Raw genomic sequence first — 23,284 nt, forward strand, 5'->3', positions numbered from 1 at the left:
GCGGCCGGCGGTGCGCTGGTAATCTCTCGATCCCTGGAGCCACGCCCGGCATGCAGCCGGCGGTGGCGAGGGTGATCTTTCGCCGGCCGCCGGAGGCGCCGCGCCACGGGAGACGGAGAGATGACGCGCGATCTCATGAACACTCGACCCATGCTCCGCGCCGCGCTGCTCGCGGCCGCGGCCGGAGCGGGCTGCAACGCGATCATCGGGCTCGAGGTCGGCGAGCTGGATCCGTCGTCCGGCAGCGCGGGCGCGACGTCGGCGGACGCGTCCGCGGTCGGCACGGGCGGCAGCGGCGGCGCCGGCGGGGACGGCGCCGGCGGGGACGGCGCCGGCGGGGACGGCGCCGGCGGGGACGGCGCCGGCGGGGACGGCGCCGGCGGCGCAGGCGGGGAGGCGGCGGAATGCAGCCCGACCCGCGAGGGGGCGGTCCGCGGCGTGTCGGGCGCGTGGGGAGAGCTGTCGGGCCTGTCGGTCGCCGGCGTCGCGGCGCGGGACGGCGCGGTGACGGCGGTCATCCGGGAGGCGCGGGGGCTCGTCAGCACGCCCGGCAAGGTCGGGTTCTCGGTCGCGCGGTGGAGCCCGTCCGGGACCCGCGACACCGCGTACGGGATGAAGACCGGCGAGCTGCTCGGCAACATCTGGCCCGAGCACCTGGCCGTCATGCCGGACGCCGCCTACGTGACCGGCTGGTCGGAGGCGCCGTTCACCTCGCTCACGCCGGACGGCGAGTGCTTGATCGGTGTGCCCGACGAGAACGGGCACAGGCCGAGCTTCCTGGCCGCGCTCGACCCGCTGGGCAAATGCAAGTGGATCTGGAGCGTCGACGCCGAGTTCAACACCTCCCCGCTCGCCCTCGCGGCGACGCCCAAGCGGGTCGTGTTCGCGGTCTCGCTCTCGGGACAGGCGACGGCGAGCTCCCGCGAGTGCGCCCTCGGGGCCGGCGACGAGCGCGGCTCCACGGCGCTCGTGGGGCTCGACCCCGACGGCGCGTGCGTCTGGCATCGCACGTTCGAGACCGCCGCGACCGTGCGCATCGAAGAGCTCGTCGCGGTCCCGGAGACCGGGGAGGTGCTCGTCTTCGGCGAATACGACGCGCCGGACGCGGCGATCAAGATCCAGACGATGGAGCTCCCCCGCACGCCGGATCGCGATCTGTTCGTGGCGCGCGTCCGGATGGAGGACGGCGAGCTGACGGACCTCCTCCCGCTCAGGGCCCCTGGGAGCCAGTCGGCGGCGCGACACGGGGCCGCGCTGCTCCCGGGCGGCGATCTCGTGATCTCCGGAACGTACTCCGGGCCGTCCTTCAAGTTCCAGGATGACTGCCCGCTCCTGCCGGACGCGGGGAGCTCGGAGAACACCTTCGTCGCGCGCGTCTCGAGAGACAGAGTGATCTGGAGCCGTGGATTCGGCGACGCGGTGAAAGATCAGATGGTCGTCCACCTGGAAGCGGACGAGAGCGGCACGATCTACGTGGCGGGGACGCTCGAGGGCGAGATCCCGCTGGAGAGCGGCGAGACGATCGCGGCCGGGACGGAGGAGCTGTCCAGCTATCTGATCGCGCTCAACCCGAGCGGCAACGTCCTCTGGGGCACCGCGATCGCGGGGGAGGGCACCGTGGCTATCTGGTCGGTCGCGCCGGGCGAGAGGCCCGGCGATCCGCTCCACATCGGCGGCGAGCTGACGGACACGTTCCCTCTCATGGACTTCGGCCGTTCCATCCGGGCGCCGGGAGAGGGGTTCATCGTTCGGCTGCAGGGCATGCCGTGACCGCCGCGCTCGGCATCGAGCGCGCGCCAGCAGAACAGCCCACGACATTTCCACACGGCGCCGCTGAGCCTGCCACGGAAGCGGCGCGGCGCGGCGCGTGATCCGGCCGCCGCAGGTTGACGCCGGTGGGAACGGGGGCTTCCATTCGAGGATGCGCTCGCTTCGCCGATGTTTCCGCCTGGCTCTGCCCGCCGCGGCCGCCGCGCTGGGCGCGGTCGCGGGGTGCTACCCCGACGTCACCTTCACCGGGGGCCCCGGCGACGCAGGCGCTGGCGGGGACTACGCGGGCACCACCGCATCGTCCGCGAGCACCGCCGCCTCGTCCGCGGACGTGGCCGGCTCGGGCGGCGGCGCGGCGAGCTCCGGCGCCGGTGGGGACGGCGGCGGCGCGGCGGCCTCCGGTGGAGGCGGAGGCGCGGGCGGCGACGGCGCCGGCGGGGGCGCGGCGACCTCCGGCGCGAGCTCCACCTCGGCCACCTCCGGCGTCGGTGGGGGCGCGGCGACCTCCAGCGCGAGCTCCACCTCGGCCACCTCCGGCTCCGGCGGCGGCACCGTCGACTGCGACGCGGACGACGACGGCTATCGCTCGAAGGCGTGCGAGGGCGGCAACGATTGCAACGACGACAACCCCCTGGTCCACCCCGGCCAGCCCAGCACGTTCTACGACACGCCGATCAGCCCGGGAGGCGGCTTCGATTACGACTGCAGCGGCGCCGAGGAGAGGGAGTTCCGCGCGGTCAACTGCAGCGGCCTCCTGACGTGCGCGGTGGCATCCAACGTGTTTCTGACGGACATCCCGTGCGGGCAGCGCGGCCCGTTCGGGTCGTGCGGCCTCACGTGCCAGTCCGACATCCTCTTTCCCAATTACGTCAGAGCCTGCCATTGAGCCCGCGATGGGGCGATGGCAGCCTCGAGGATGCCGCCCCGCGGAGAGCCGATCCGATGAAACGCGAACCTCGCACGATCCGATCCGCCGTGTCCTGCGCCGGCCTGTTCGCCGTCGTGGCGGGCGGCTGCAACGCGATCATCGGGCTCGAGGTCGGCGAGCTCGACCGGTCGCAGTCCGGCGCCGGCGCGGCCCCGGGCGCGACCTCCTCCGCGGCCAGCTCGAGCACGGGCGGCTCGGGCACGGGCGGCTCGGGCGAGGGCGGCATGGGCGCGGGCGGCCTGGGCGCGGGCGGCTCCGGAGCGGGCGGCGTGGGCGAGGGCGGCGGGGGCTCGGGCGCGGGAGGAGACGGCGGCGGGGGCAGCGGCGGCGGGGTCCCGATGTGCAGCGAGGCCCCGGGCTCCATCCTCCAGCCGTCGGCCGCGTGGGGCGCGACGCTCGGCTTCGACGTGGGCGACCTCACCGCCTCTGGCAACGCGCTGACGGCCGTCGTCACGGATGTCCTCGAGGATTCGCGCTATCAATTCACCGTCGCGAAGTGGAGCGCCGCCGGGGCGCGCGACGGCCGGTACGGGCTCTCGGTGAATGACATCTGGGGCTTGCACCTGGCCGCCGGCAAAGACTTCACCTATGTCGCCGGCGAGTCCGAGGGGGCCGCCAACCTGCCCACGGGGTCGCTCAGCGCCTGCCGCATCGGCCCCGGCCTGCTCGACACCACCTTCACGACGAGCTTCGTGGCAGCGCTCGGCCCAGAGGGCAAATGCGGGTGGGTGTGGAGCGTCGACGCCGAGCACGGCACCACCGCGCGCGGCCTCGCGGCGACCTCCGAGGCGATCGTCGCCGCCGTCGACGTGACGGACGCCGGCAGGAGCTTCGGGCCGTGCGCGCTCCGGGAGATCCCGCAGGAGTCGGCGCTGCTCGCCGCGCTCCACCCGCAGGACGGCGCGTGCCGGTGGCAGCACCGCCTCGGGCCGCGCGCGGCCGTGACGGTCAAGGCGATCGCCGCCAACTCGAGGTCAGGGTCGAGGTTCGTGACCGTCGTGGGCGACTACGACTCGCTCAGCGGAGAGGTCTCGTTCGGCGGGGAGCTCCCCTTCGCCTCGGAGCGCCGCGATGTCTTCATCGCGCGCTACGTGACCACCGACGGCGCCCTGCAGGACGTGAAGACGCTGAACGTCGAGGGAGATCAGCAGGTGGCGCAGCACGGGGCCGCGCTGCTCCCGGGCGGCGACGTCGTGATCGCCGGGACGTACCGCGGGCGCGTCCGCTTCGAAGAGCGCTGCCCGCCGCTGCCCGACGCGGGGGAGACCGAGAACCTCTTCGTCGCGCGCGTCTCCGACGACGGCGTCGTGTGGAGCCGCGGGTTCGGCGACGCGACGGAGAGCCAGATCGCGGCCGGCGTGGCGGTGGACGAGGCGGGCTCGATCTACGTCACGGGCGAGTTCTCGGGCGCGCTCCCGCTGGGGGGCGCCGGGGCGCTCACCACCTCCCGGAAGCGGGCGGGATTCCTGCTGAGGCTGGACGCCCGAGGCAACCTCGTCTCGGCGGCCCAGCTCGAGGGAGACGGCACCGTCGCCCTGCGCGTCGTCGCCGCGAACGGCGGCTCCGGCGATCCCGTCTACGTCGCGGGCGCCGTGACCGGCACCCTCGAGCTCCCCGGGCTCGACGAGCCGCTCGGCAGCGACAGCGATCCGGAGTCTCACGGGTTCATCGCGAGGCTCTCCGGCATGCGCTGAGCTGCGATCACGCCGAACACAGCAGGAGACGGCGGCGCCGCGCTCGCGCCGCGTACGGCGTGAGCGGCGACGAGGCGTAAGGGGATCCCTGCCGTCGACTTCAAGGGCGGATCTGTTTGTCGCCACGCAACCAGCGTGTTTCCAGGAGACGTCGTTAGCCGCGGAGAAGCGCGGTCCGGGGCCGCGCGCTCTCTGCGGTTCCCGGCTCAGGCACGCTGGGTTTCGAGGGGATCGGCGATGGAGGCTCCGCTCGCCTCCTGTCATGGCGGCCGCGACTGCGCCGTGCAATAGAGGTCGACGCAATGAAGCGCTCTCTCACGAAGCTCCGAGCTGGGCTCGGTGCTGCGCTGTTCGCCTCCGGCGCCAGCGGCTGCAACGCCCTCATCGGCCTCGAGGTCGGCGAGGCCGATCCAGCAGAGATCGATGACGCCGCGTCCTCCTCGTCGGCGGGCGGCTCCTCGGCGGTCGGCGCGGGCGCGGGCGGGAGCGGCGGCGCCGGCAGCGGAGGGGGGGAGCTCGCCTGCAACGGCGCGAGGGAGGGAGCCGTCGCGGCGCCGTCGGGGCTCTGGGGCGACACGATCGGCGTGGACGTGGCGGACATCGCGGCACAGGACGACGCGGTGACGGCGGTCGTCAACGAGGCAGACGCGTTCACCGTGGCGCGGTGGAGCTCCGCCGGGGTGCGCCAGGGCGAGGTGAGCCTGTCGGCGCCCGGCGTCTGGGGCACGCACCTGGCCGTCGGGACGGGCGCCACGTTCGTCGCCGGGGAGTCGACGCAGAGCGTCGACCTCGCCGATGCGCGGTGCCGCGTCGGCCCGCGCGGGGGAGCGGCGGCCGCCCGGTCCAGCTTCGTGGCAGCGCTCGACGCGGCGGGCCGGTGCGCCTGGGCGTGGAGCCTCGACTCCGATGGCGGCACCGCCGCGCGCGGCCTCGCGGCGACGTCGGACGCGGTCGTCTTCGCCGTCGACTCGGTGGACAAGGCCAAGAGCTCCGGCCCGTGCGACCTCAAGCGCACGATCGCCGAGGAGTCCGTGCTGATCGCCGCCTTCGATCCGGCGCGGGGCGCGTGCAAGTGGAGCCGCACCCTCGGGGCACGGTCGGGCGTGACCGTGAGGGCGCTCGTCGCCGGCGCCACGGCCGGGCCGGGGTCGGTGGCGGTCGTGGGCGAGTACGACACGGCGCGCGGCGCCGTCGCGTTCGGCGAGGCGACGCCCCGCGCCCTCGACGGCCGCGGGATCTTCGTGGCGCGCTACGCGTCGAGCGACGGCGCGCCGCAGCGGGTCACGACGCTGCGCCTCGCGGGCGATCAGCGCATCGCGCCGCACGGCGCCGCGCAGCTGCCGGACGGCGACGTGGTGATCGCCGGCAGCTACACCGGCGCGATCGATTTCGAGGACACCTGCCCGGGGATGCCCGAGGCGGGCGGCACGGACAACGTCTTCGTCGCGCGCGTCTCGGAGGGCGGGGTGATGTGGAGCCGCGGGTTCGGCGACGCGGCGGCCATCCAGGCGGCGGCCGCCGTGACGGTCGACGCCGCCGGCGCGATCTACGTCGCGGGGCTGTTCGCCGGCGAGATCGACCTCGGGGACGCCGGGGTGCTCGCGGCCTCGCCGGGGACTCGGGCAGGGTTTCTGATCCAGCTCGACGGCGCGGGCGGCGTGATCTCGGCGTCGACGCTCGACGGGGCCGGCTCCGCCGACGTGCGCGCCGTCGCGGCGGGCGGGGCGCCCGGCGGTCCCCTCTACGTCGGGGGGAACGTGGCCGGGCTCCTCGGCCTCGGGCTCGACGAGCCGCTCGGCAGCCAGGCCGACGCGGAGCCGCGCGGGTTCGTCGCGCGGCTCGCCGGCGCGCGGTGACGGGCGCCGCGCCGTCGCGCCGGGCCCTGGATCTCGCTGCGATGCCGTGATCTCCTTCACGAGCCCGAGCGGCCGCGGTTGCGCCGGCGGCGCGCGCCGTCGCACCCTCGCGCGCCGTGCCCCCCGAGAGCTCGCTCCGCCGGCCTCGCCGCGCCGCGACCGCGGCGCGCTCCTTCGCGGCGCTCGCGTGCGCCGCGCGCTCCTTCGCGGCGCTCGCGTGCGCCGCGCTCTCCTGCGCCGCGCTCGCGTGCGCCCCGGCGCCGGCGGTCGCCCCCTCGCAGGCGCCGGCGCCGCTCCGGAGCCTGCGCATCGCGGACGGCGACCTCGACGGCGAGCCGCGGATCGTGTGCTCGGCCGAGGCGATCCTCGATCTCGACGACGCGCGCTACGCCTTCGAGCACGCCTACGCGGGCCTCGACGGGCGCTCGCCCGCGCCCTCGCCGCTCGCGCTCGCTCGGGCCGCGGCCGCGCTCCGCGGCCGCGCCGCGTGGCGCCCCGGCGAGCTCGCGCGGCTCCTGCGCGACGTGTTCGCGGCGCCGGACGGCCACCTCGCGTTCGGCCACGGCGGCCGCGCGCCGCTCCGGCTCACCGTCGCCCCCGCGCCCGCCGCCCATGCGCCCGCGCCCGCCGCCCCGGCGACGTGCGCCGGCCGCGGCGCCGACGCGCGGACCGAGACCCCGCCGGGGCGGCTCGATGCGCCGCGCCGCCCCGGCCCGCCCGTCGAGCGCACGCGGAGCCGCGACGGCGTCCCGGTGCTCGCCATCCGCACCTTCAGCACCGCCGCCGCCCCGGCGCTCGCGGCGCTCCCCGCGCTCGCCGCCGAGCTGCGGCGAGCGCCCGCCTTCGTCGTGGACCTGCGCGGCAACGCCGGCGGCAACTACCTCTTCGCCGAGCGCTTCGCGCTCGCGCTCACCGACGCGCCGCTCTGCGCGCTCGACGAGCGCGAGGTCCTCTCCGTCGCCGCGGCCGAGGGGCGCGCCAACAGCGCCCGCCGCCGGCTCGCCCGCGGCGACGTCCCGCTCGAGGCGCGGCCGCGCTTCGTCGAGCACCTCGCCGCGCTCGAGCGCCTCGCTGGGGCGCTGCGGGGTCGCGCCGCCGACCGCAGCGGCGCGGCGCCGCGCGTCGACCTCACGACCCGCGGCGCGCTGGTCCGCGGGCGGGCGGCGGGGCCGCTCGGGGGGCGCGCCGTCTTCCTCGTCGACCGCGGCTGCGCGTCGGCGTGCGAGATGCTGCTCGCGCTGGTGCGGCAGATCCCGGGCGTCCTCGTGGTCGGGCAGAACACCCGCGGCGGCATGAGCGTCGGCGAGCTCGCGCTCTTCCGGCTCCCGCGCTCGGGCGTCACGCTCTCGTTCGGCACCCGCGCGTACCGCGACCCGCTCGGCGACTTCGTCGAGCTGCGCGGGTTCGAGCCCGACGTCCGGCTCGACGGCGTCGATCTCGTCGAACGCGCGGCCGCGCTCGCGCTGCGCGGGGCGCCGTCCGGCGCTCCTCGCCGCGGCGCGCGGACATCGTGCGCGCCTCGTTGAGTTCGCGAACGGTCCGCGTATGCTGGCCTCGCTGCACCGAAGCCACCCGCAGTTCCTCGGAGTCGCCGCGAGCGCGACGGGAGCCAGCATGCCGATCGGGCCAACGGAAGGGAGTATCGTGCCGCGTCGCCGCCTCGCTGCGCCCCGCGCCCGCGGCGCGCAGGCCGCCGCGGTGCTCGCCGCGCTGCTCGGGCTCGCCGCGCCCGCGGCCGCGCAGGTGCCTGGCGCGCCGCAGAGGCCCGCGCTCGGCGGCACGACGGCCGCGCCGGGCGCTCCCGCCGCGCCCGCGAGCGCTCCTCCCGCGCCCGCGAGCGCTCCTCCCGCGCCCGCGAGCGCTCCTCCCGCGCCTCCGGACGGCGCGCTGATGCCCGTCCCGCCGGGCTATTACCTGCTGCCGCCGCCGCCGCTCCCGCCGTGGGCAAACCCGCGGACCATCCAGTACGAGGAGGGCGACCCGATCCCGCGCGGCTACGCGCTCAAGACCCGATCGGATCGCGCGCTCGCCGGCGCGGGGCTCCTGACGTTCGGCATCCCGTACGCGCTCTCGGTCACGGTCGCGGGCGTCGCGATCCTCGCGGAGGAGGATTTCGACGAGTTCGGGCCGCTGTTCATCCCGTTCGTCGGCCCGATGATCAGCACGGTGACCATGGACGCCGAGGGCGCGGGCGTCTTCTGGCTCACGGTGGACGCCGTCGCCCAGGTGAGCGGGCTGCTCCTGTATGTCGCCGGCTTGGCGAACGAGGAGGTCTACCTGGAGCGGCAGTTCAAGGTGAGCCCGCGCGATCCCGAGCACGCTGCGTCCCCGTGGCCTGCGATCTCGATCGGCGCGTCGTCCGCGGAGCTCCGATGGCGATTCTGATCCGGCGAGCCTGCGCCAGCGGCTCTCGCCCCGAAGGGAGACGCACGTGAGCGCGATCCGCACTGTCCTCTCGATGGCCGCGCTGCTGAACGCGCTCGCGCTCGCGACCCCGGCCGCAGCGGAGAGCGACGCGCCGTCAGCGCAGGGCGCGCCGCCGCCCGGCTACGCGCCGCCGCCCGGCTACGCGCCGCCGCCCGGCTACGCGCCGCCGCCCGGCTACGCGCCGCCGCCGGGCTACCCGCCGCCCGGCTACCCGCATCCGGCGGACTACGCGTCGTATACGTCGAGCTTCATCCTCGGCATGCCGCGGACGCTGCCCTTCAAGGAAGGCGAGCCCGCGCCGCAGGGCTACCGCCTCGAGACGCAAAAGAGCCGCCGGCTGCTTGTCGCGGGGTCCATCGTCCTCGGCACCGCGTGGGCGCTCGCCGCGCTCACGGCCGGGAGCATCCTCAGCGAGGGAGAGAGCGAGGCCGGCAGCTACGCGCCGCTGTTCGTGCCCGTGGGCGGCCCGTTCATCACGCTCGCCACGGGCGAGGACGTCGACTTCTCCGACGACGGCGGCCGGGTCGCCGGCTCCCTCGTGCTCCTCAACGGTCTCACGCAGGTGACGGGCTTCGCGCTGCTCGTCGCGGGCCTCGCCTCCAACCAGAAGGTCTGGGTGCGCCACGACATCCCGCGCAAGACGTCGCTCCACGCCCCCGAGCTCCTCGTCGGCCCGACCGGCGGGACCCTGCGCGTCCGCTTCTGAGCGGCGCGCGCCGGGAGCCCATCCCGGCTCCCGGCGCCCCCCTGCGCCCTCCGCTCACCGCGCCAGCCGGTACGTCGCGTCGAACGGCGAGCCGCCCTGCGGCAGCTCCCGGACCACGCCGCGCTCCGGGTTCGCCGCGAGGTGGCGCAGGATCCAGAAGACCGTCTCGACGTCGCCGGTGCCCGCCGCGCCCGCGATCTCTTCGAGCTTCAGCGCGCGCCCCGCGCCCGCGGCCAGCGCCGCGAGCACCTTGGCCTGCAGATCCAGCACCTCCTGCGCGGCCTTCTTGCCGGCCTCGACGCCGGGCTGGTGGTACGCGTTGATGCCGACGAGCGACGCGTACAGCCCGACCGCGCGCTCGTAGAGCGCGATCAGCATGCCGACGGCGCGCGCGTCGACCGTCTCGATCGTGATCGTGATCGACTCGCGCCCGCTCTCGCTGAGCGCCTTGCGCGTCCCCTGCAGGAAGCCGGAGAGGTAGTCGCCCGTCGTGACGCCGGGGTCGACCTCGATCGCGCCGCGCGACGGCGCGCGATCGCGCAGCACCTCGATGAACGTGACGAAGAAGTTGTCGAGCCCGTCGCGGAGCTGCTGCACGTACGCGTGCTGATCGGTCGAGCCCTTGTTGCCGTAGACGGCGATCCCCTGGCACACCTCCTTGCCCTGGCGATCGAGCCGCTTGCCGAGCGACTCCATCACGAGCTGCTGGAGATAGCGGGAGAAGAGCTCGAGCCGGTCCTTGTACGGGAGCAGCACCATGTCCTTCCGGCCCACGCCGCCCGTCGCCGAATACCAGGCGAGCGCGAGCAGCGCCGCCGGGTTCCGGAGCGCCTCCTTCGAGCGCGTGACCTCGTCCATCTCGCGCGCCCCCTGAAGCATCTCCAGGATCGACAGCCCCTGCAGCGCCGCCGGCAAGAGGCCGACCGCCGAGAGCTCGCTCGTCCGCCCGCCGACCCAGTCCCACATCGGGAACCGGGCCAGGAAGCCGTGCTTCGTCGCGTACTTGTCGAGCTCGCTCCCCTCCCCCGTCACCGCGACCGCGTGCGCCCCGAGCGACAGGCCGAGCCGCCGGTACGCCGCCTCGAGCTCGAGCATCCCGTTGCGGGTCTCCTTCGTCCCGCCCGATTTCGAGATGATCACCGCGAGCGTCGCGCCGAGGTCGTCCCCGATGGCGTCCAGCGTGCGATCGATCCCGTCCGGATCCGTATTGTCGAAGAAATACGGCTGCATCCGGTCGGCCGGCGTCCCCAGCGCCGACGCGACGAACTGCGGCCCGAGCGCCGAGCCGCCGATCCCGACGACCAGCACCTTGCGGAAGCGGGCCGCCCGCTCCGGCCGCACCCGCGCCGCGTGCACGTCCGCGGCGAAGCTCAGGATCCGCGCGTTCGTCGCCTCGATCGCGGCGCGCAGCGCGGCCTCGGGCGCGAGCTCCGGCGCGCGCAGCCAGTAATGGCCGACCCGGCGGTCCTCGTCGGGGTTGGCGATGCTCCCGCCCTCGAGCGCCGCCATCTCGGCGAGCGCCGCCTGGATGCGCGGATCCATCGTGGCGAAAAAGTCTTTCTCGAAGCGGATCCGGCTCACGTCCAGCCAGAGGCCGAGGCTCCCGTCGTGGAAGAGGTGGTCCCGGAAACGGTCGATGGGGAGGACGGCGGGCGCCGGTCCTCGACCCGGGGTTGCGCGGTCTTGATCCATGGCCCCCCTTCTACCGCTTCTCCCTACCGTTTCTCCAGGCGCTCGGACCCCTTGCCCGGACGATGTTCCGCCCTATGCACCGGAGCCATCGGAAAACGACTCTAGCGTGCCGCCCCGACACGCGTTATTTGCACGCCGAACCACGATGCAGCTTGATTTCGGAATCAATGCAGGGCTCGTCGAGGAGCTCTATGCGCAGTACCTCGAGAACCCGGAGTCGGTAGACCCCGGCTGGCGCTCGTTCTTCGAGGGCAAGAACGGCGGCGCCGCGCCGATCAGGCTGCCCGCTCCGGCCGCGCTGCCGTCCGTCCAGCCGCAGGCGCAGCGGCCCTCGGCGGCGCCGGGGAACGGGCACGGCAAGACGAACGGAGAGGCCGCGAAGACGCTGGAGGCCGCGTTCGCGCAGACGCTGAGCGAGCACCCGACCTCGCTCGAGACGTCGCGCGATCTGAAGGTGCTCGCGGAGGCGGCGCTCAAGGCGCGCGTCTACGCCCTCGTGAACGCCTACCGCGTGCGCGGCCACCTCTTCGCGCACGTCGACCCGCTCGGCCTGCCGCCCGCGACGCCGCCCGAGCTCGACCTCACGAACTTCGGGCTGCGCGTCGAGGACCTCGACCTCGCCTTCCCGACGACCGACCTCGCCGGCGTGCCGCCCGTCCTCACCCTGCGCGAGATCATCCGCCGGCTCGAGGAGACGTACTGCCGCTCGATCGGCGTCGAGTTCACGTTCATCGAGGAGCCCGAGGCGCGCCAGTGGCTCCAGCAGCAGATGGAGTCGACGCGCAACCGCCTGACGCTCGACCGAAACAAGCAGCTGCGGATCCTGACGAAGCTCTCCGACGCCGAGATCTTCGAGCAGTTCATCCACAAGTCCTACGAGGCGGGGACGAAGCGCTTCTCGCTGGAGGGCGCCGAGAGCCTCATCCCGCTGCTCGACCTCATCATCGAGCGCGCCGGGTCGCACGAGGTCGACGAGATCGTGGTCGGCATGGCGCACCGCGGCCGGCTCAACGTCCTCGCGAACATCATGGACAAGAGCCTGCGCGAGATCTTCGCGGCCTTCGAGGACAAGGACGCGGAGCGCCACCTCGGCAGCGGCGACGTCAAGTACCACCTCGGCTACTCGACCGACCGCACGCTCGAGAACGGGCGCAACGTCCACCTCACGCTCACGTTCAACCCGAGCCACCTCGAGTTCGTGAACCCCGTCGTGCAGGGCCGCGTCCGCGCGAAGCAGGACCGGCGGCTCGCCGACGGCGCGGAGGACGCGCGCCGCCGCGTGATGCCGCTGCTCATCCACGGCGACGCGGCGTTCATCGGGCAGGGCGTCGTCGCCGAGACGCTCAACATGATGAACCTGAAGGGCTACACGACCGGCGGCACCGTCCACGTCATCGTGAACAACCAGGTCGGCTTCACGACCGACCCGATGGAGGGCCGCTCGACCCGCTACGCGTCCGACATCACCCGGATGCTCAAGGTCCCGGTGTTCCACGTGAACGGCGAGGACCCGGAGGCGGTCGCCCACGTCGCGCAGCTCGCGATCGACTACCGCTCGCGCTTCGGCTCGGACGTGGTCATCGACATGTACTGCTACCGCAAGTACGGCCACAACGAGGGCGACGAGCCGCGCTACACGCAGCCGCGGATGTACGCCGCGATCGACAAGAAGCCGACCGTGCGGCAGGTCTACGTCCGGCGCCTCATGGAGCTCGGCCAGGTCACCGCGGAGAAGGCCGAGGAGATCGTGCTGCGGCGCCGCGAGGCGCTCGCCGCCGCGCTCGACGAGGTGAAGCAGAAGGGCTTCGCGCCGGTGCTCTACTCGATGGGCGGCGTGTGGACGCACTACCGCGGCGGCGCCGATCACGCGACGCCGGACGTGCCGACGAGCGTGCCGGCCGAGCGGCTCATCGCCCTGTCCGAGAAGCTCCTCGAGCTGCCCGAGGGCTTCAAGGCGCACCCGAAGGTGCTGCCGACGCTCAAGCAGCGGCACGAGAAGCTCGTCGCCGGCGAGCCGTTCGACTGGGGCACGGGCGAGATGCTCGCCTACGCGTCGCTGCTCGCCGAGGGGACGCCGGTGCGGCTCTCCGGGCAGGACGTGCAGCGCGGCACCTTCAGCCACCGGCACGCGGTGCTGCGCGACGTGGAGACGAGCACGCGCTTCGCGCCGCTGTCGAGCGTGGCCAAGGCGCCGGCGCGGTTCGAGGCGTACAACAGCCCGCTCAGCGAGGCGGGCGTGCTCGGCTTCGACTTCGGCTACAGCCTCGACTACCCGGACGGGCTCGTCATCTGGGAGGCGCAGTTCGGCGACTTCCTCAACGGCGCGCAGGTCATCGTCGACCAGTTCATCACGTCGAGCGAGGACAAGTGGCACCGCCTGAGCGGCATCGTGCTCTTCCTGCCGCACGGCTACGAGGGCCAGGGGCCGGAGCACTCGAGCGCGCGCATCGAGCGCTGCCTGCAGAACAGCGCCGAGGACAACATCCAGGTGTGCAACCTGACGACGCCGGCGCAGCTGTTCCACGTGCTGCGGCGGCAGGTGCACCGCCCGTGGCGCAAGCCGCTCATCATCGCCACGCCGAAGAGCTTGCTGCGCGTCCCGGCGACGTCGAAGGGCCCGCACCGGCCCGTGTCGACGATCCAGGACCTCGCCGAGGGCCAGTTCCAGCGCGTGCTGCCCGACACGAGCGGGGTCGATCCGGCCGACGTGAAGCGGATCCTGCTCTGCTCGGGCAAGGTGTACTACGACCTCGCGCTGGCGCGGGAGACGCGCGGGCTCAAGGACGTGGCGATCCTGCGGCTGGAGCAGCTCTTCCCGCTGAACGACGAGATCGTGAACGCGCTCGCGCCCTACAAGGACGGCACGCCGCTCGTGTGGGTGCAGGAGGAGCCGCGCAACTACGGGTCCTGGTACTACGTCCTCGCGGTGCTCCGGAACAAGCTCGGCGACCGGCTGCCGCTCTCGTGCGTGAGCCGCGCGCCGAGCGCGAGCCCGGCGACCGGGTCGCGGGCGAGCCACCTCCTCGAGCAGAAGATGCTGATGGACGAGGCGTTCGTGGGGGGCAGCCGTTGAGCGGAGCCGCGAGCCTGCAGGACCGGTACGCGCCGCAGAGCCGGTGCTTCGGGTGCGGGCCCGCGAACGACAAGGGGCTCCGGCTGAAGAGCCGCGTCGAGGGCGACGCGGTGGTCTGCGACTTCACGCCGGAGCCGCACCACGAGGCGTTCCCCGGGATGGTCAACGGTGGCATCCTCGGGGCGCTGCTCGACTGCCACTCGAACTGGACGGCGGCCCACCACCTCATGCAGGCGCGGGGGGCCGACGCGCCGCCGTGCACGGTGACGGCGGACTTCCACGTGAAGCTGAAGAAGCCGACGCCGCTCGGCCCGGTGCGCCTGCGGGCGCAGGTCGCGGAGGCCGAGGGCGACCGCGTGGTGGTCGAGGCGACCCTGGAGGCGGGGGGCCGGGTCACGGCGACGTGCCGCGGGACGTTCGTGGCCGTCAAGGAAGGGCACCCGGCCTTCCACCGCTGGTAGGCCGGCGGCCTCGCGGCGCCGCGCCGTGAGCGGCCGGCGGCCTCGCGCGCCGCCCCCCGCCCGTCCGCGACCGAGAAGGCGGTGCTCGCCGCCTCCGTGGCACACGCGATGCTCCGCGCCCCCGCGAGCGGCGTCCCCGGGCAGATCGCGCGGCGCGGGCCGCGCAGCGCGGATCGTGGCGCGCGGATCGGCTCCGCCGCCTCGCGGCGCCGCGAACGAGGAGGATCCGCAATGAAGGCAAACACGGGGTTCGCGGTCGCCGCGGCCGCGCTCGTCGCGCTGTGCGCGCGCGTCGCCTCGGCGCAGGACTACGAGGGCGAGGTCCCGCCGAGCTACCTGAGCTCGCCCCTCAGGGCGCCGGGCAACGCGCTCGAGCTCGGGGTCGGCGCCGGGTACACGCAGGGGTTCGGCGACATCGGGAGCGAGCGGCGCATCCGCGACGTGTCGGGCCCCGGCGCCGGCGTCGCCGTGAAGCTCGGCTACCGCGCGACGCCGAAGCTCGGCCTCGGCCTGACGTCGAGCTACGAGCAGTACATGGCCATGGGCCCGGACCGGCGCGACACCGACGTCCGCGGCCTGACCGCGGGCGCCGAGGCGAGGTTCCACCTCGCGCCGTTCCAGCGCATCGACCCGGTGATCGCGCTCGGCAGCGGCTACCGCGCCCTCTGGACGGCGGCGCCCGGCCAGGAGCGCGACACGCTCACCCACGGCGTCGAGCTCGCGCGCCTCACCGCGACGATCGATGTCCGCATGTCGGACAGCGTGGCGCTCGGCCCGTCGATCGGCGGCGGGCTCAACGTCTTCTTCCTGGAGCGCGCCGGCGGCGCGAGCGCCGCGCACGAGGTCCGGGGCAGCCGCGTGAACAGCTTCGTGTTCGCGGGGCTCGAGGGGCGCTTCGACCTCGGCGGCCAGCGCGTGCGGCAGATCGTCGAGATCGCGCGGCGCTGAGCGACCGAGGCGCGGCGCGCTCCGGCAGCGTACGTCCCGAATCCACTCCTCCCTCTGCGACAGGCCATCTCGTGGCCTCGCCGCGCTCTCCATCATCGCTCGACACGTGCTGGACACAACGCTGCTCCCCTTCCAGGAGAGGCTCGGGGCGCGGACATTCGCTCTCCGAGCAGCACGCCTCTGGCGAGGGCGAACACCGATTTCTATGGATCCCCAATAACCGATACCGTAACGTACGAAACATCGAATCGACGAAGGCGGCGCGGACGGGGGACACGACCGCGCAGGGGCTCTTCTAGGCGGACTGGCTTCCTGCCGGCGCGGCGCTCGGGGGCGGCGCGGGGCGCCGCCTCGGCCGCGCGCCTGCGCGAGCGGCGGCCGCGCTTCGTCGGGCGGGGCGCTGCGGGGATCTTGCTTTCAAGGGGGGGACCTCATGACCACCATTCTCCTCGTCGAAGACAACGAGATGAACCGTGACATGTTATCGCGACGCCTGCTCCGCCGTGGATACGCCGTGGTGACCGCCGTGGACGGCGAGTCGGGGGTGGAGCTGGCGCGGGCCGCGCGGCCGCAGCTGATCCTCATGGACGTCGGCCTGCCCAACATCGACGGCCTCGAGGCGACGCGCCGCCTCAAGGGGGACACGCGCACCAGGGACATCCCCATCATCGTCCTCACCGCCCATGCGATGAGCAGCGATCGAGAGCAGGCCATCGAGGCGGGCGGCGACGACTACGACATCAAGCCCGTCGAGATCGAGCGCCTCGACGCCAAGATCCAGACGCTGCTCGCCCGGGAGTCGCCGTGAAGCGCCCGGCCGATCCCCTCGCCGGCCGCGGCGCCGCGAGCGACAGGCCCGGCAGGCAGGAGCTCTGGAGATCGCTCATCGCGCACCTCCGCCACGAGCTCCGCACCTCGCTCACCGCGATCGTCGGCTACGGCGACCACCTCCTCGAGTGCCTGCCGCTCGACGCGCCGACGAGCACCTTCGACGCGCTCAACGGGCTCCGCGGCATCGGGGCCTCCGTGCTCGCCCAGGTGAACGAGCGCATCTCCGAGGAGGCGCTCGGCGGCCGCGACTCGCAGGCGCTGCTCCGCAGCCTGCGCGAGCTCAACGACGCCACCGAGCCGCACACGAGCAAGATCGAGCCGCTCTGCGCCGAGCTGCTCTCGCGGTTCGAGCGCGAGGAGCGGTTCGCGCTGATTCCCATCCTCTGCAGGATCCAGGCGGCGGGGGTGATGCTGCGCAACCTCATCGCGGGCTACTCGCAGAGCGGCCTCCCGAAGGCCCCGTGGCTCGGGCTGCCGCCGGTCCAGGACGAGGCTCCCCTCCTCGCGCCCACCTCCCCGGCCAGGGCGGGGAGCCTCGGCGGGCGCCTGCTCGTCGTCGACGACAACTCCGTGAACCGCGACATGCTGAGCGCGTGCCTCGAGCGGCGGGGGTACGAGGTGGACCAGGCGCCCGGCGGGCGCACGGCGCTGCAGCTCATCCGCGAGAACGACTACGACCTGATCCTGCTCGATCTCGTCATGCCGGACCTGAGCGGCCTCGACGTCCTGGAGAAGCTGCGGGACGAGGGGCGCCTCGGCCTCGCCCCGGTGGTCCTGCTCTCCGCGTCCGACAAGCTCGGCGACGTGGCGCGCGGCATCGAGTGCGGCGCCGAGGACTACGTGACAAAGCCGTTCAACATGGTCCTGCTCCAGGCGCGCATCCGCGCCTGCCTCGAGCTCAAGCGGCTCAGGCAATGCGAGGAGGCCTATGTCACCCTGCTCCGGGAGCACCAGGCGCGCGCCGAGGAGGCGCAGCGCGCACCGGCCGGGCGCGCGCGGGGCGGCGCGGGCGAGCAGGGCGGGGGCTGAGCGAGGGGCCGCGCCGGCCGGGGCGCGCGCGGGGCGCTTCACAGGCGAAGTACCGTGAACACGAGGGCGCCTGTCCGGGGCGTGTGCGGACAGGCGCGGAGCGGCGAGCCATGCAGGTCATCCACACCATCGTCAGGGAGAGGCGCGCGTACAACAGCTGGGTCGCCAACGAGACCATGGAGGACTACTCCCTCCGCTACGCGCCGAGGTCGTTCCGGAAATGGTCCCCGGCGCTCCTCGCCAACACGGCGCTCGGCGGGATCTCGTTCCTCGCGCTCGAGGCCATCGGCGCCTCGCTGATCGTCAGTTACGGCTTCACGAACTCGCTCTGGGCGATCCTCGTCTCCAGCGCCATCATCTTCCTCACGGGACTGCCGATCTCGTACTACTCGGCGACGTACAACCTCGACATGGACCTCCTCACGCGGGGCGCGGGGTTCGGCTACATCGGCTCGACGATCACGTCGGTCATCTACGCGTCGTTCACGTTCATCTTCTTCGCCCTCGAGGCCGCCATCATGGCGCAGGCCCTCGAGCTCTACTTCGGGCTGCCGCTCGTGCCCGGGTACCTCCTGTGCTCGGCGGTGATCATCCCGCTCGTGCTCTTCGGCGTGACCCTGATCAACAAGTTCCAGCTCTGGACCCAGCCGCTGTGGCTCGTGCTCATGGCGCTGCCGTTCGTCTTCGTGCTCCACAAGGACCCGGAGGCGCTGTCCGGCTGGACCAGCTTCGCCGGCAGGTCGGAGGGCGGCGACCGGTTCGACCCGGTCCTCTTCGGCCTCGCGGCCAGCGTGAGCTTCTCCCTCATCGTGCAGATCGGCGAGCAGGTGGATTACCTGCGGTTCATGCCGGACAGGACGCGATCGAACCGCCGCCTCTGGTGGACCGCGCTGATCCTGGCGGGCCCCGGGTGGATCCTGCTCGGCGGCGCCAAGCAGCTGGCCGGCGGCTTCCTGGCGTCGCTCGCGGTGCGGCAGGGCTCGAGCGTGGACGCGGCGCTCCGGCCGGTGGTGATGTACCTCGCCGGCTACGAGCACGTCTTCTCGAACCGCGGCGTCGTCCTCCTCGCGGCGATGGCGTTCGTCGTCGTCTCGCAGCTCAAGATCAACGTGACCAACGCCTACGCCGGGTCGCTCGCGTGGTCCAACTTCTTCTCGCGGCTCACGCACCGCCACCCCGGCCGCGTCGTGTGGCTCGTGTTCAACGTCGCGATCGCGCTCCTCCTCATGATGTTCGGGGTCTTCCAGACCCTCGAGAAGGTGCTCGCGATCTACTCCAGCGTCGCGATCGCGTGGATCGGCGCGATCGTGGCCGACCTCGTCGTCAACAAGCCCCTCGGGCTGAGCCCGCGGTATATCGAGTTCAAGCGGGCGCACCTCTACGACGTGAACCCGGTGGGGGTCGGCGCGATGGGCGCGGGCGCCGCGGCGTCCATCCTCTGCTTCGCCGGGCTGTTCGGCCCCGCCGCCGCGGCGTACTCCTCGTTCATCGCGCTCGGCCTCGCGTTCGCGCTGTCCCCCGCGATCGCCTGGCTCACCCGGGGCAAGTACTACATCGCCCGCGAGAACACCCACTTCCCGAGCGACAAGGCCCCTGGGATCGCGCAGTGCTGCGTCTGCGAGCACGGCTACGAGCCGCAGGACATGGCGTACTGCCCCGTGTACGAGGGGGCGATCTGCTCGCTCTGCTGCACGCTGGACGCGCGCTGCCACGACGTCTGCAAGACGCCCCGGGCCGGGGTGTCCGCGCGCCGGGCGACGGCGCTCCGCGCCTTCGTGGCGGAGCGGCTGTCGGCGCGGCTCTCGTCGAGGCTCCTGCGCTTCGCGCTCGTGTTCGCCGCCATGGCGGGCGTCGTCGGGGCGCTCTTCGGGCTCTTCTACTGGACCGCCGCCCTGACCGCCGAGGCGCGGCCCGAGGTCCTCGCCGCGTTCATCAAGCTCTACGCCGCGGTCGTGGTCCTCATCGGCGTCGGCGCGTGGTGGCTCGTCCTCTCGTGGGAGAGCCGGGAGCTCGTCGAGGAGGAGCTCGATCGGCAGAACGAGCAGCTGCAGCAGGAGATCGCCCTGCACAAGGAGACCGAGCAGGCGCTGTCCCAGGCGATGGAGCGGTCCGAGGTCGTGAACCGGCAGCTCTCGGAGGCCAAGACGCACGCCGAGGCCATGGCGCGGGCGGCCGAGCGCGCGAACCTGGCGAAGAGCCAGTTCGTCGCCAACATGAGCCACGAGCTGCGCACGCCGCTCAACGCGATCCTGGGCTACAGCGAGATGCTCCAGGAGGACGCGCTCGAGATCGGCAACCAGGCGTTCGTGGCGGACCTGAAGAAGATCCACCAGGCCGGCGCCCACCTCCTCGGCCTCATCAACGACGTCCTCGACCTGTCGAAGATCGAGGCGAGCAGGATGGAGCTCCACCCCGAGTCGTTCGACGTCCAGGTGCTGCTCGACGAGGTGACCTCGACGGTGCGCCCGCTGGTCGCGCAGCGCCGGAACACGCTCTCGATCCACCGCCCCGACGGCGCGATCACCCTGCACGCCGACCCGCGTAGGACGCGGCAGATCCTCTACAACCTGCTCAGCAACGCGGCGAAGTTCACCGCCGACGGCGCCGTGCGGGTGCGGGTCTCGGTCGAGCGCGAGGCCGGCCGGCCGGCGCTGCACCTCGAGGTCGAGGACGAGGGCATCGGGATGACGGAGGAGCAGCTGAAGCGGCTGTTCCAGCCGTTCGTCCAGGCCGACGCGTCGACCTCGCGCAGGTACGGCGGCACCGGGCTGGGCCTCATGATCACGAAGCGGCTCGTCGAGCTCATGGGCGGCGCGATCGAGGTGAGGAGCGAGGTCGGCAAGGGCTCCACGTTCCGCGTGCGGCTGCCGCTCGCGGCGCCGCCCGACGACGCCGCGGCGCGGGACGGCGCGGCGGACGGCCACGGTCGCGCGGGCGCCGAGGCGTGGGCGCCGGGCCGCGCGGACGCCCAGCGGCTCGTCCTCGTGGTGGACGACGACGCCACGGTGCGCGACCTGCTCAAGCGGCACATCGAGGCGCTCGGCCACCACGTGGCGCTCGCGCCGGGCGGGCGGGAGGGGCTGCGCCTCGCCGGCACGCTGTTTCCCGACGTGATCACGCTCGATCTCCTGATGCCCGAGATGGACGGTTGGCGGGTGCTCTCGGCGCTCAAGTCGACCCCGGCGCTCGCGTCGATCCCGGTGATCGTCATCTCGATCGTCGAGGAGCGGGGCATCGGCTATTCGCTCGGCGCCGCGGATTACATCACGAAGCCGGTGGAGCGCGAGGCGCTGGAGCGCGCGCTCGCGCGGTGCGCGCTCCGGAGCGGGCGCAGCCCGCGCGTCCTCGTGGTCGAGGACGACGCGCCGAGCCGGGAGGTGCTCGAGGGGATGCTGCGCAGGTCGGGCTGCGACGCGGTGTCGGCGGCGAACGGCCGGCTCGCGCTCGATCTGCTGGCGACCGACGCGGAGGCGCCCGACGCGGCCATCGTCGATCTGATGATGCCCGAGATGGACGGGTTCGAGCTGATCGAGCGGCTGCGCCTCCACGAGCACTGGCGCCGGATGCCGCTCATCGTGCTCACGGCCAAGGAGCTCACGGACGACGATCGCGCGCGGCTCCGGCTAGGCACCGAGCGGGTGTTCCAGAAGGGCGAGCTCGGCCTGCAGGAGCTCCTGGAGGAGGTCCGCGTCTGCGTCGAGGCCGCGGCGCAGGGCAGTGCTCACAATTGAACATGAAGGCGGGAGGGCGGGAAGAAAAGATCAATGATCTTCCTGCCTTCCCGCCTTCATGCGAGCTCTCTCCGGGCAAATTGAGCGCCGCCCGCCGGCGCGCCCCTGGCGTGAGCTCGCCGGCGCGCCCTCTCGGCTCGGGCCGCGCCGATTCCGGTCCCGCGCCGCCCGGCCTCGGCTATCCTCGGCGGCCAGCGCGGCGCCGCCGCCGCGCGCCTCGCCCACGATGCGGTTGTACGTCGCCCTCGCCCACTTCGAAGGCTGTCCCTTCGATTTCCTGAACAGCCCCGCCGCGCTCCGCGGGGCGCTGGAGGCCGCGGTGGCCGCCGGGCCGTTCACCCTGCTCGAGATGGTGGTCGTCCCGTTCTCGCCGCAGGGCATCACCGCGTGCGCGGTCGTCAGCGAGTCGCACGTGGCGCTGCACTCCTGGCCCGAGTCGGGGCGGCTCTTCGTCGACGTCGCCTCGTGCAGCACGCTGGAGAGCGTCCGCCGCGCCGTCGCGGCCATCGGGGGCGCGCTGCCCGCGGGGCGGCTCGCCGTGCTCGACGAGCGGATCGTCGACCCCGGCGGCGCGCGGGCGCCCTGACGCGGCGGCGCGCCCCCTCCCCGGGGGCGCCGCCGCGCCGCTCGGCGGTCCGTGTCAGTGGCTGCCGATGACCCGGCGGAGCGGCTTGTTGAACGCGAACATCGCGGCGCCGGCGCCGACGCCGAGGACGGTGAGGAGCAGGAAGAACATCTCCTTCGGCCAGCGCGTGTAGAAGATGCCGATGTAGCCGCTCAGCGTGTTGCCGAAGAAGCTCGAGACGAACCACATGCCCATCATCATCGACACGATCCGCACCGGCGAGACCTTGGTCACGAGCGACAGGCCGATGGGCGACAGGTAGAGCTCGCCGATCGTGAGGAGCAGCGTGCAGAAGAGCGGCCAGAACAGGCTGCCCTTGCCGTCGCCGACCGCCTGCGCGCCGAGGATCATCACGATGAACGACACCCCGAGGAGGATGCAGCCGATCGCCATCTTCGACACGCTCGTCGGCTCGGTGCCGCGCTTCGCCTGCCAGCGCCAGAAGATGTCGAGGAGCGGGGCGAACAGGATGATGCAGAGCGGGTTCCACGACTGGAACCACGTCGACGGGATCTGGAAGCCGAGGACGACGGGCCAGACGGTCTTCTCGTCGGCCCAGGTCTGCATCGTGTTGCCCTGCTGCTCGTAGACCGCCCAGAAGACGATATTGAGGGCGCAGAGCGCCACGAGCGCGCCGACGCGCTTCCACTCGTCGCTGGAGAGCGGCTGCTTCTCCTCGCCGGTCCCTTCGGCCGCCTTGGTGAGGTTGTCCTTGGCGAGGTACTTCTGCCCCATCAGGTAGACGACGAGCCCAAGGCACATCCCGACGCCCGCGGCGGCGAAGCCGTAATGCCAGCCGTAGACGGCGGCGAGCGTGCCGCACACGAGGTTGCAGATGAAGGCGCCGACGTTGATGCCCATGTAGAAGATGGTGAAGGCGCCGTCGCGGCGCGGATCACCCTTCGGGTACAGGCTGCCGACCTGGGTCGAGATGTTGGGCTTGAACGCGCCGTTGCCGAGGATGAGCAGGAGCAGCGCGAGGAAGAACGAGTCCTCGGAGGCCATGACGAAGTGTCCGATGGCCATCAGGACGCCGCCGATCACCACCGTCTTGCGCTGGCCCCAGACCCGGTCGGCGAGGATGCCGCCGAAGAACGGCGTGAGGTAGACGAGCCCCGTGTACAGCCCGTAGAGCACGGACGCCTGCTCGGCGGGCGCGCTCGGGAGCAGGCCCCGGATGAACTCCCACGCGAACACCGTGGCCGGATCGCCAGGGACGAGCTCGCACGGCGGCGTGTGCTGGCGGCACCCCTGGTACGCCTCCCGCATGGTGACGAACAGGTAGTTCGCCATATACATCTTGAGCAGGCCGCGCATGCCGTAATACGAAAAGCGCTCCCACATCTCCGCGAAGAAGAGGATCACGAGCCCAGGCGGGTGCTTGAAGCGCCTCTCGAAGGCGGTGACGGGGAGGGCGGGCTCGGTTGCTTGCTCGCTCAATGCTGTCTCTCCACGAGCTGGGACCACGCTGCGTGGTCGTCGGGCGATGCAGGGGATGGTGGGGCCTGATGCC

Annotated in this window: 16 protein-coding genes; 14 read left to right on the forward strand and 2 right to left on the reverse strand. The window is 73.1% G+C overall.

Features of this window, described 5'->3' with window-relative positions; translation table 11 throughout:
* Positions 1–135: 135 nt before the first annotated feature.
* The 7 genes from WMF33_RS33720 to WMF33_RS33750 all read left to right on the forward strand — a co-directional run bounded on the left by WMF33_RS33720 (position 136) and on the right by WMF33_RS33750 (position 9,381).
* Entirely contained in the window at positions 136–1,770 is a 1,635-nt protein-coding gene (locus WMF33_RS33720; protein ID WP_437332475.1) for a hypothetical protein, read from the forward strand.
* A 151-nt stretch (positions 1,771–1,921) separates the two neighbouring features.
* Positions 1,922–2,656, forward strand: a complete 735-nt coding sequence (locus WMF33_RS33725) for a hypothetical protein (RefSeq protein ID WP_437332476.1) — start codon at positions 1,922–1,924, stop codon at positions 2,654–2,656.
* 56 nt (positions 2,657–2,712) lie between these two features.
* A complete protein-coding gene (locus WMF33_RS33730) occupies positions 2,713–4,392 on the forward strand; it encodes a hypothetical protein (protein ID WP_437332477.1) in 1,680 nt (559 codons plus the stop codon).
* A 302-nt stretch (positions 4,393–4,694) separates the two neighbouring features.
* On the forward strand, positions 4,695–6,248 hold the full coding sequence (locus tag WMF33_RS33735; RefSeq protein ID WP_437332478.1) for a hypothetical protein: 1,554 nt from the start codon (positions 4,695–4,697) through the stop codon (positions 6,246–6,248).
* Positions 6,249–6,364: 116 nt separating this feature from the next.
* Positions 6,365–7,774 (forward strand): S41 family peptidase, encoded by a 1,410-nt coding sequence (locus tag WMF33_RS33740; protein WP_437332479.1) that lies wholly within the window; start codon positions 6,365–6,367, stop codon positions 7,772–7,774.
* A gap of 118 nt (positions 7,775–7,892) precedes the next feature.
* Positions 7,893–8,633, forward strand: a complete 741-nt coding sequence (locus tag WMF33_RS33745) for a hypothetical protein (RefSeq protein ID WP_437332480.1) — start codon at positions 7,893–7,895, stop codon at positions 8,631–8,633.
* 46 nt (positions 8,634–8,679) lie between these two features.
* Positions 8,680–9,381, forward strand: a complete 702-nt coding sequence (locus tag WMF33_RS33750) for a hypothetical protein (RefSeq protein ID WP_437332481.1) — start codon at positions 8,680–8,682, stop codon at positions 9,379–9,381.
* A gap of 54 nt (positions 9,382–9,435) precedes the next feature.
* Here the strand turns inward: WMF33_RS33750 and WMF33_RS33755 are convergent, their stop codons facing one another.
* Positions 9,436–11,073 (reverse strand): glucose-6-phosphate isomerase, encoded by a 1,638-nt coding sequence (locus tag WMF33_RS33755; protein ID WP_437332482.1) that lies wholly within the window; start codon positions 11,071–11,073, stop codon positions 9,436–9,438.
* A gap of 145 nt (positions 11,074–11,218) precedes the next feature.
* Between WMF33_RS33755 and WMF33_RS33760 the strand changes: the two genes are divergently transcribed.
* The 7 genes from WMF33_RS33760 to WMF33_RS33790 all read left to right on the forward strand — a co-directional run bounded on the left by WMF33_RS33760 (position 11,219) and on the right by WMF33_RS33790 (position 21,732).
* The gene (locus WMF33_RS33760; protein WP_061621952.1) at positions 11,219–14,146 is read left to right on the forward strand and encodes a 2-oxoglutarate dehydrogenase E1 component; all 2,928 of its coding nucleotides are present in this window, start codon (positions 11,219–11,221) and stop codon (positions 14,144–14,146) included.
* Entirely contained in the window at positions 14,143–14,607 is a 465-nt protein-coding gene (locus tag WMF33_RS33765) for a PaaI family thioesterase (protein WP_061621951.1), read from the forward strand. The genes WMF33_RS33760 and WMF33_RS33765 overlap by 4 nt, the downstream gene beginning before the upstream one ends.
* A gap of 231 nt (positions 14,608–14,838) precedes the next feature.
* A complete protein-coding gene (locus WMF33_RS33770) occupies positions 14,839–15,555 on the forward strand; it encodes a hypothetical protein (RefSeq protein WP_437332483.1) in 717 nt (238 codons plus the stop codon).
* A 433-nt stretch (positions 15,556–15,988) separates the two neighbouring features.
* Positions 15,989–16,363 (forward strand): response regulator, encoded by a 375-nt coding sequence (locus WMF33_RS33775; protein WP_020738673.1) that lies wholly within the window; start codon positions 15,989–15,991, stop codon positions 16,361–16,363.
* Complete coding sequence (locus tag WMF33_RS33780; protein WP_437332484.1) at positions 16,360–17,415, forward strand: response regulator transcription factor; 1,056 nt, start codon at positions 16,360–16,362, stop codon at positions 17,413–17,415. Before WMF33_RS33775 ends, WMF33_RS33780 begins: the two co-directional genes overlap by 4 nt.
* A 110-nt stretch (positions 17,416–17,525) precedes the next feature.
* Positions 17,526–21,146 (forward strand): hybrid sensor histidine kinase/response regulator, encoded by a 3,621-nt coding sequence (locus WMF33_RS33785; RefSeq protein ID WP_437332485.1) that lies wholly within the window; start codon positions 17,526–17,528, stop codon positions 21,144–21,146.
* 226 nt (positions 21,147–21,372) lie between these two features.
* A complete protein-coding gene (locus WMF33_RS33790) occupies positions 21,373–21,732 on the forward strand; it encodes an S-adenosylmethionine decarboxylase family protein (protein WP_437332486.1) in 360 nt (119 codons plus the stop codon).
* A gap of 54 nt (positions 21,733–21,786) precedes the next feature.
* Here WMF33_RS33790 and WMF33_RS33795 read toward each other — a convergent pair whose 3' ends face one another.
* The gene (locus WMF33_RS33795) at positions 21,787–23,211 is read right to left on the reverse strand and encodes a peptide MFS transporter (RefSeq protein ID WP_437332487.1); all 1,425 of its coding nucleotides are present in this window, start codon (positions 23,209–23,211) and stop codon (positions 21,787–21,789) included.
* Positions 23,212–23,284 lie beyond the last annotated feature (73 nt).

This window comes from Sorangium sp. So ce394 (assembly GCF_051474665.1).
Taxonomy (GTDB): Bacteria; Myxococcota_A; Polyangia; order Polyangiales; family Polyangiaceae; genus Sorangium; species Sorangium cellulosum_D.

What these genes read in the sequence shown, in the direction of transcription:
- WMF33_RS33785 (WP_437332485.1), top strand. Translation starts at nt 17,526, where the DNA reads ATGCAGGTCATCCACACCATCGTCAGGGAGAGGCGCGCGTACAACAGC.
- WMF33_RS33760 (WP_061621952.1), top strand. Translation starts at nt 11,219, where the DNA reads ATGCAGCTTGATTTCGGAATCAATGCAGGGCTCGTCGAGGAGCTCTAT.
- WMF33_RS33790 (WP_437332486.1), top strand. Translation starts at nt 21,373, where the DNA reads ATGCGGTTGTACGTCGCCCTCGCCCACTTCGAAGGCTGTCCCTTCGAT.
- WMF33_RS33725 (WP_437332476.1), top strand. Translation starts at nt 1,922, where the DNA reads ATGCGCTCGCTTCGCCGATGTTTCCGCCTGGCTCTGCCCGCCGCGGCC.
- WMF33_RS33755 (WP_437332482.1), bottom strand. Translation starts at nt 11,073, where the DNA reads ATGGATCAAGACCGCGCAACCCCGGGTCGAGGACCGGCGCCCGCCGTC.
- WMF33_RS33730 (WP_437332477.1), top strand. Translation starts at nt 2,713, where the DNA reads ATGAAACGCGAACCTCGCACGATCCGATCCGCCGTGTCCTGCGCCGGC.
- WMF33_RS33735 (WP_437332478.1), top strand. Translation starts at nt 4,695, where the DNA reads ATGAAGCGCTCTCTCACGAAGCTCCGAGCTGGGCTCGGTGCTGCGCTG.
- WMF33_RS33775 (WP_020738673.1), top strand. Translation starts at nt 15,989, where the DNA reads ATGACCACCATTCTCCTCGTCGAAGACAACGAGATGAACCGTGACATG.
- WMF33_RS33720 (WP_437332475.1), top strand. Translation starts at nt 136, where the DNA reads ATGAACACTCGACCCATGCTCCGCGCCGCGCTGCTCGCGGCCGCGGCC.
- WMF33_RS33770 (WP_437332483.1), top strand. Translation starts at nt 14,839, where the DNA reads ATGAAGGCAAACACGGGGTTCGCGGTCGCCGCGGCCGCGCTCGTCGCG.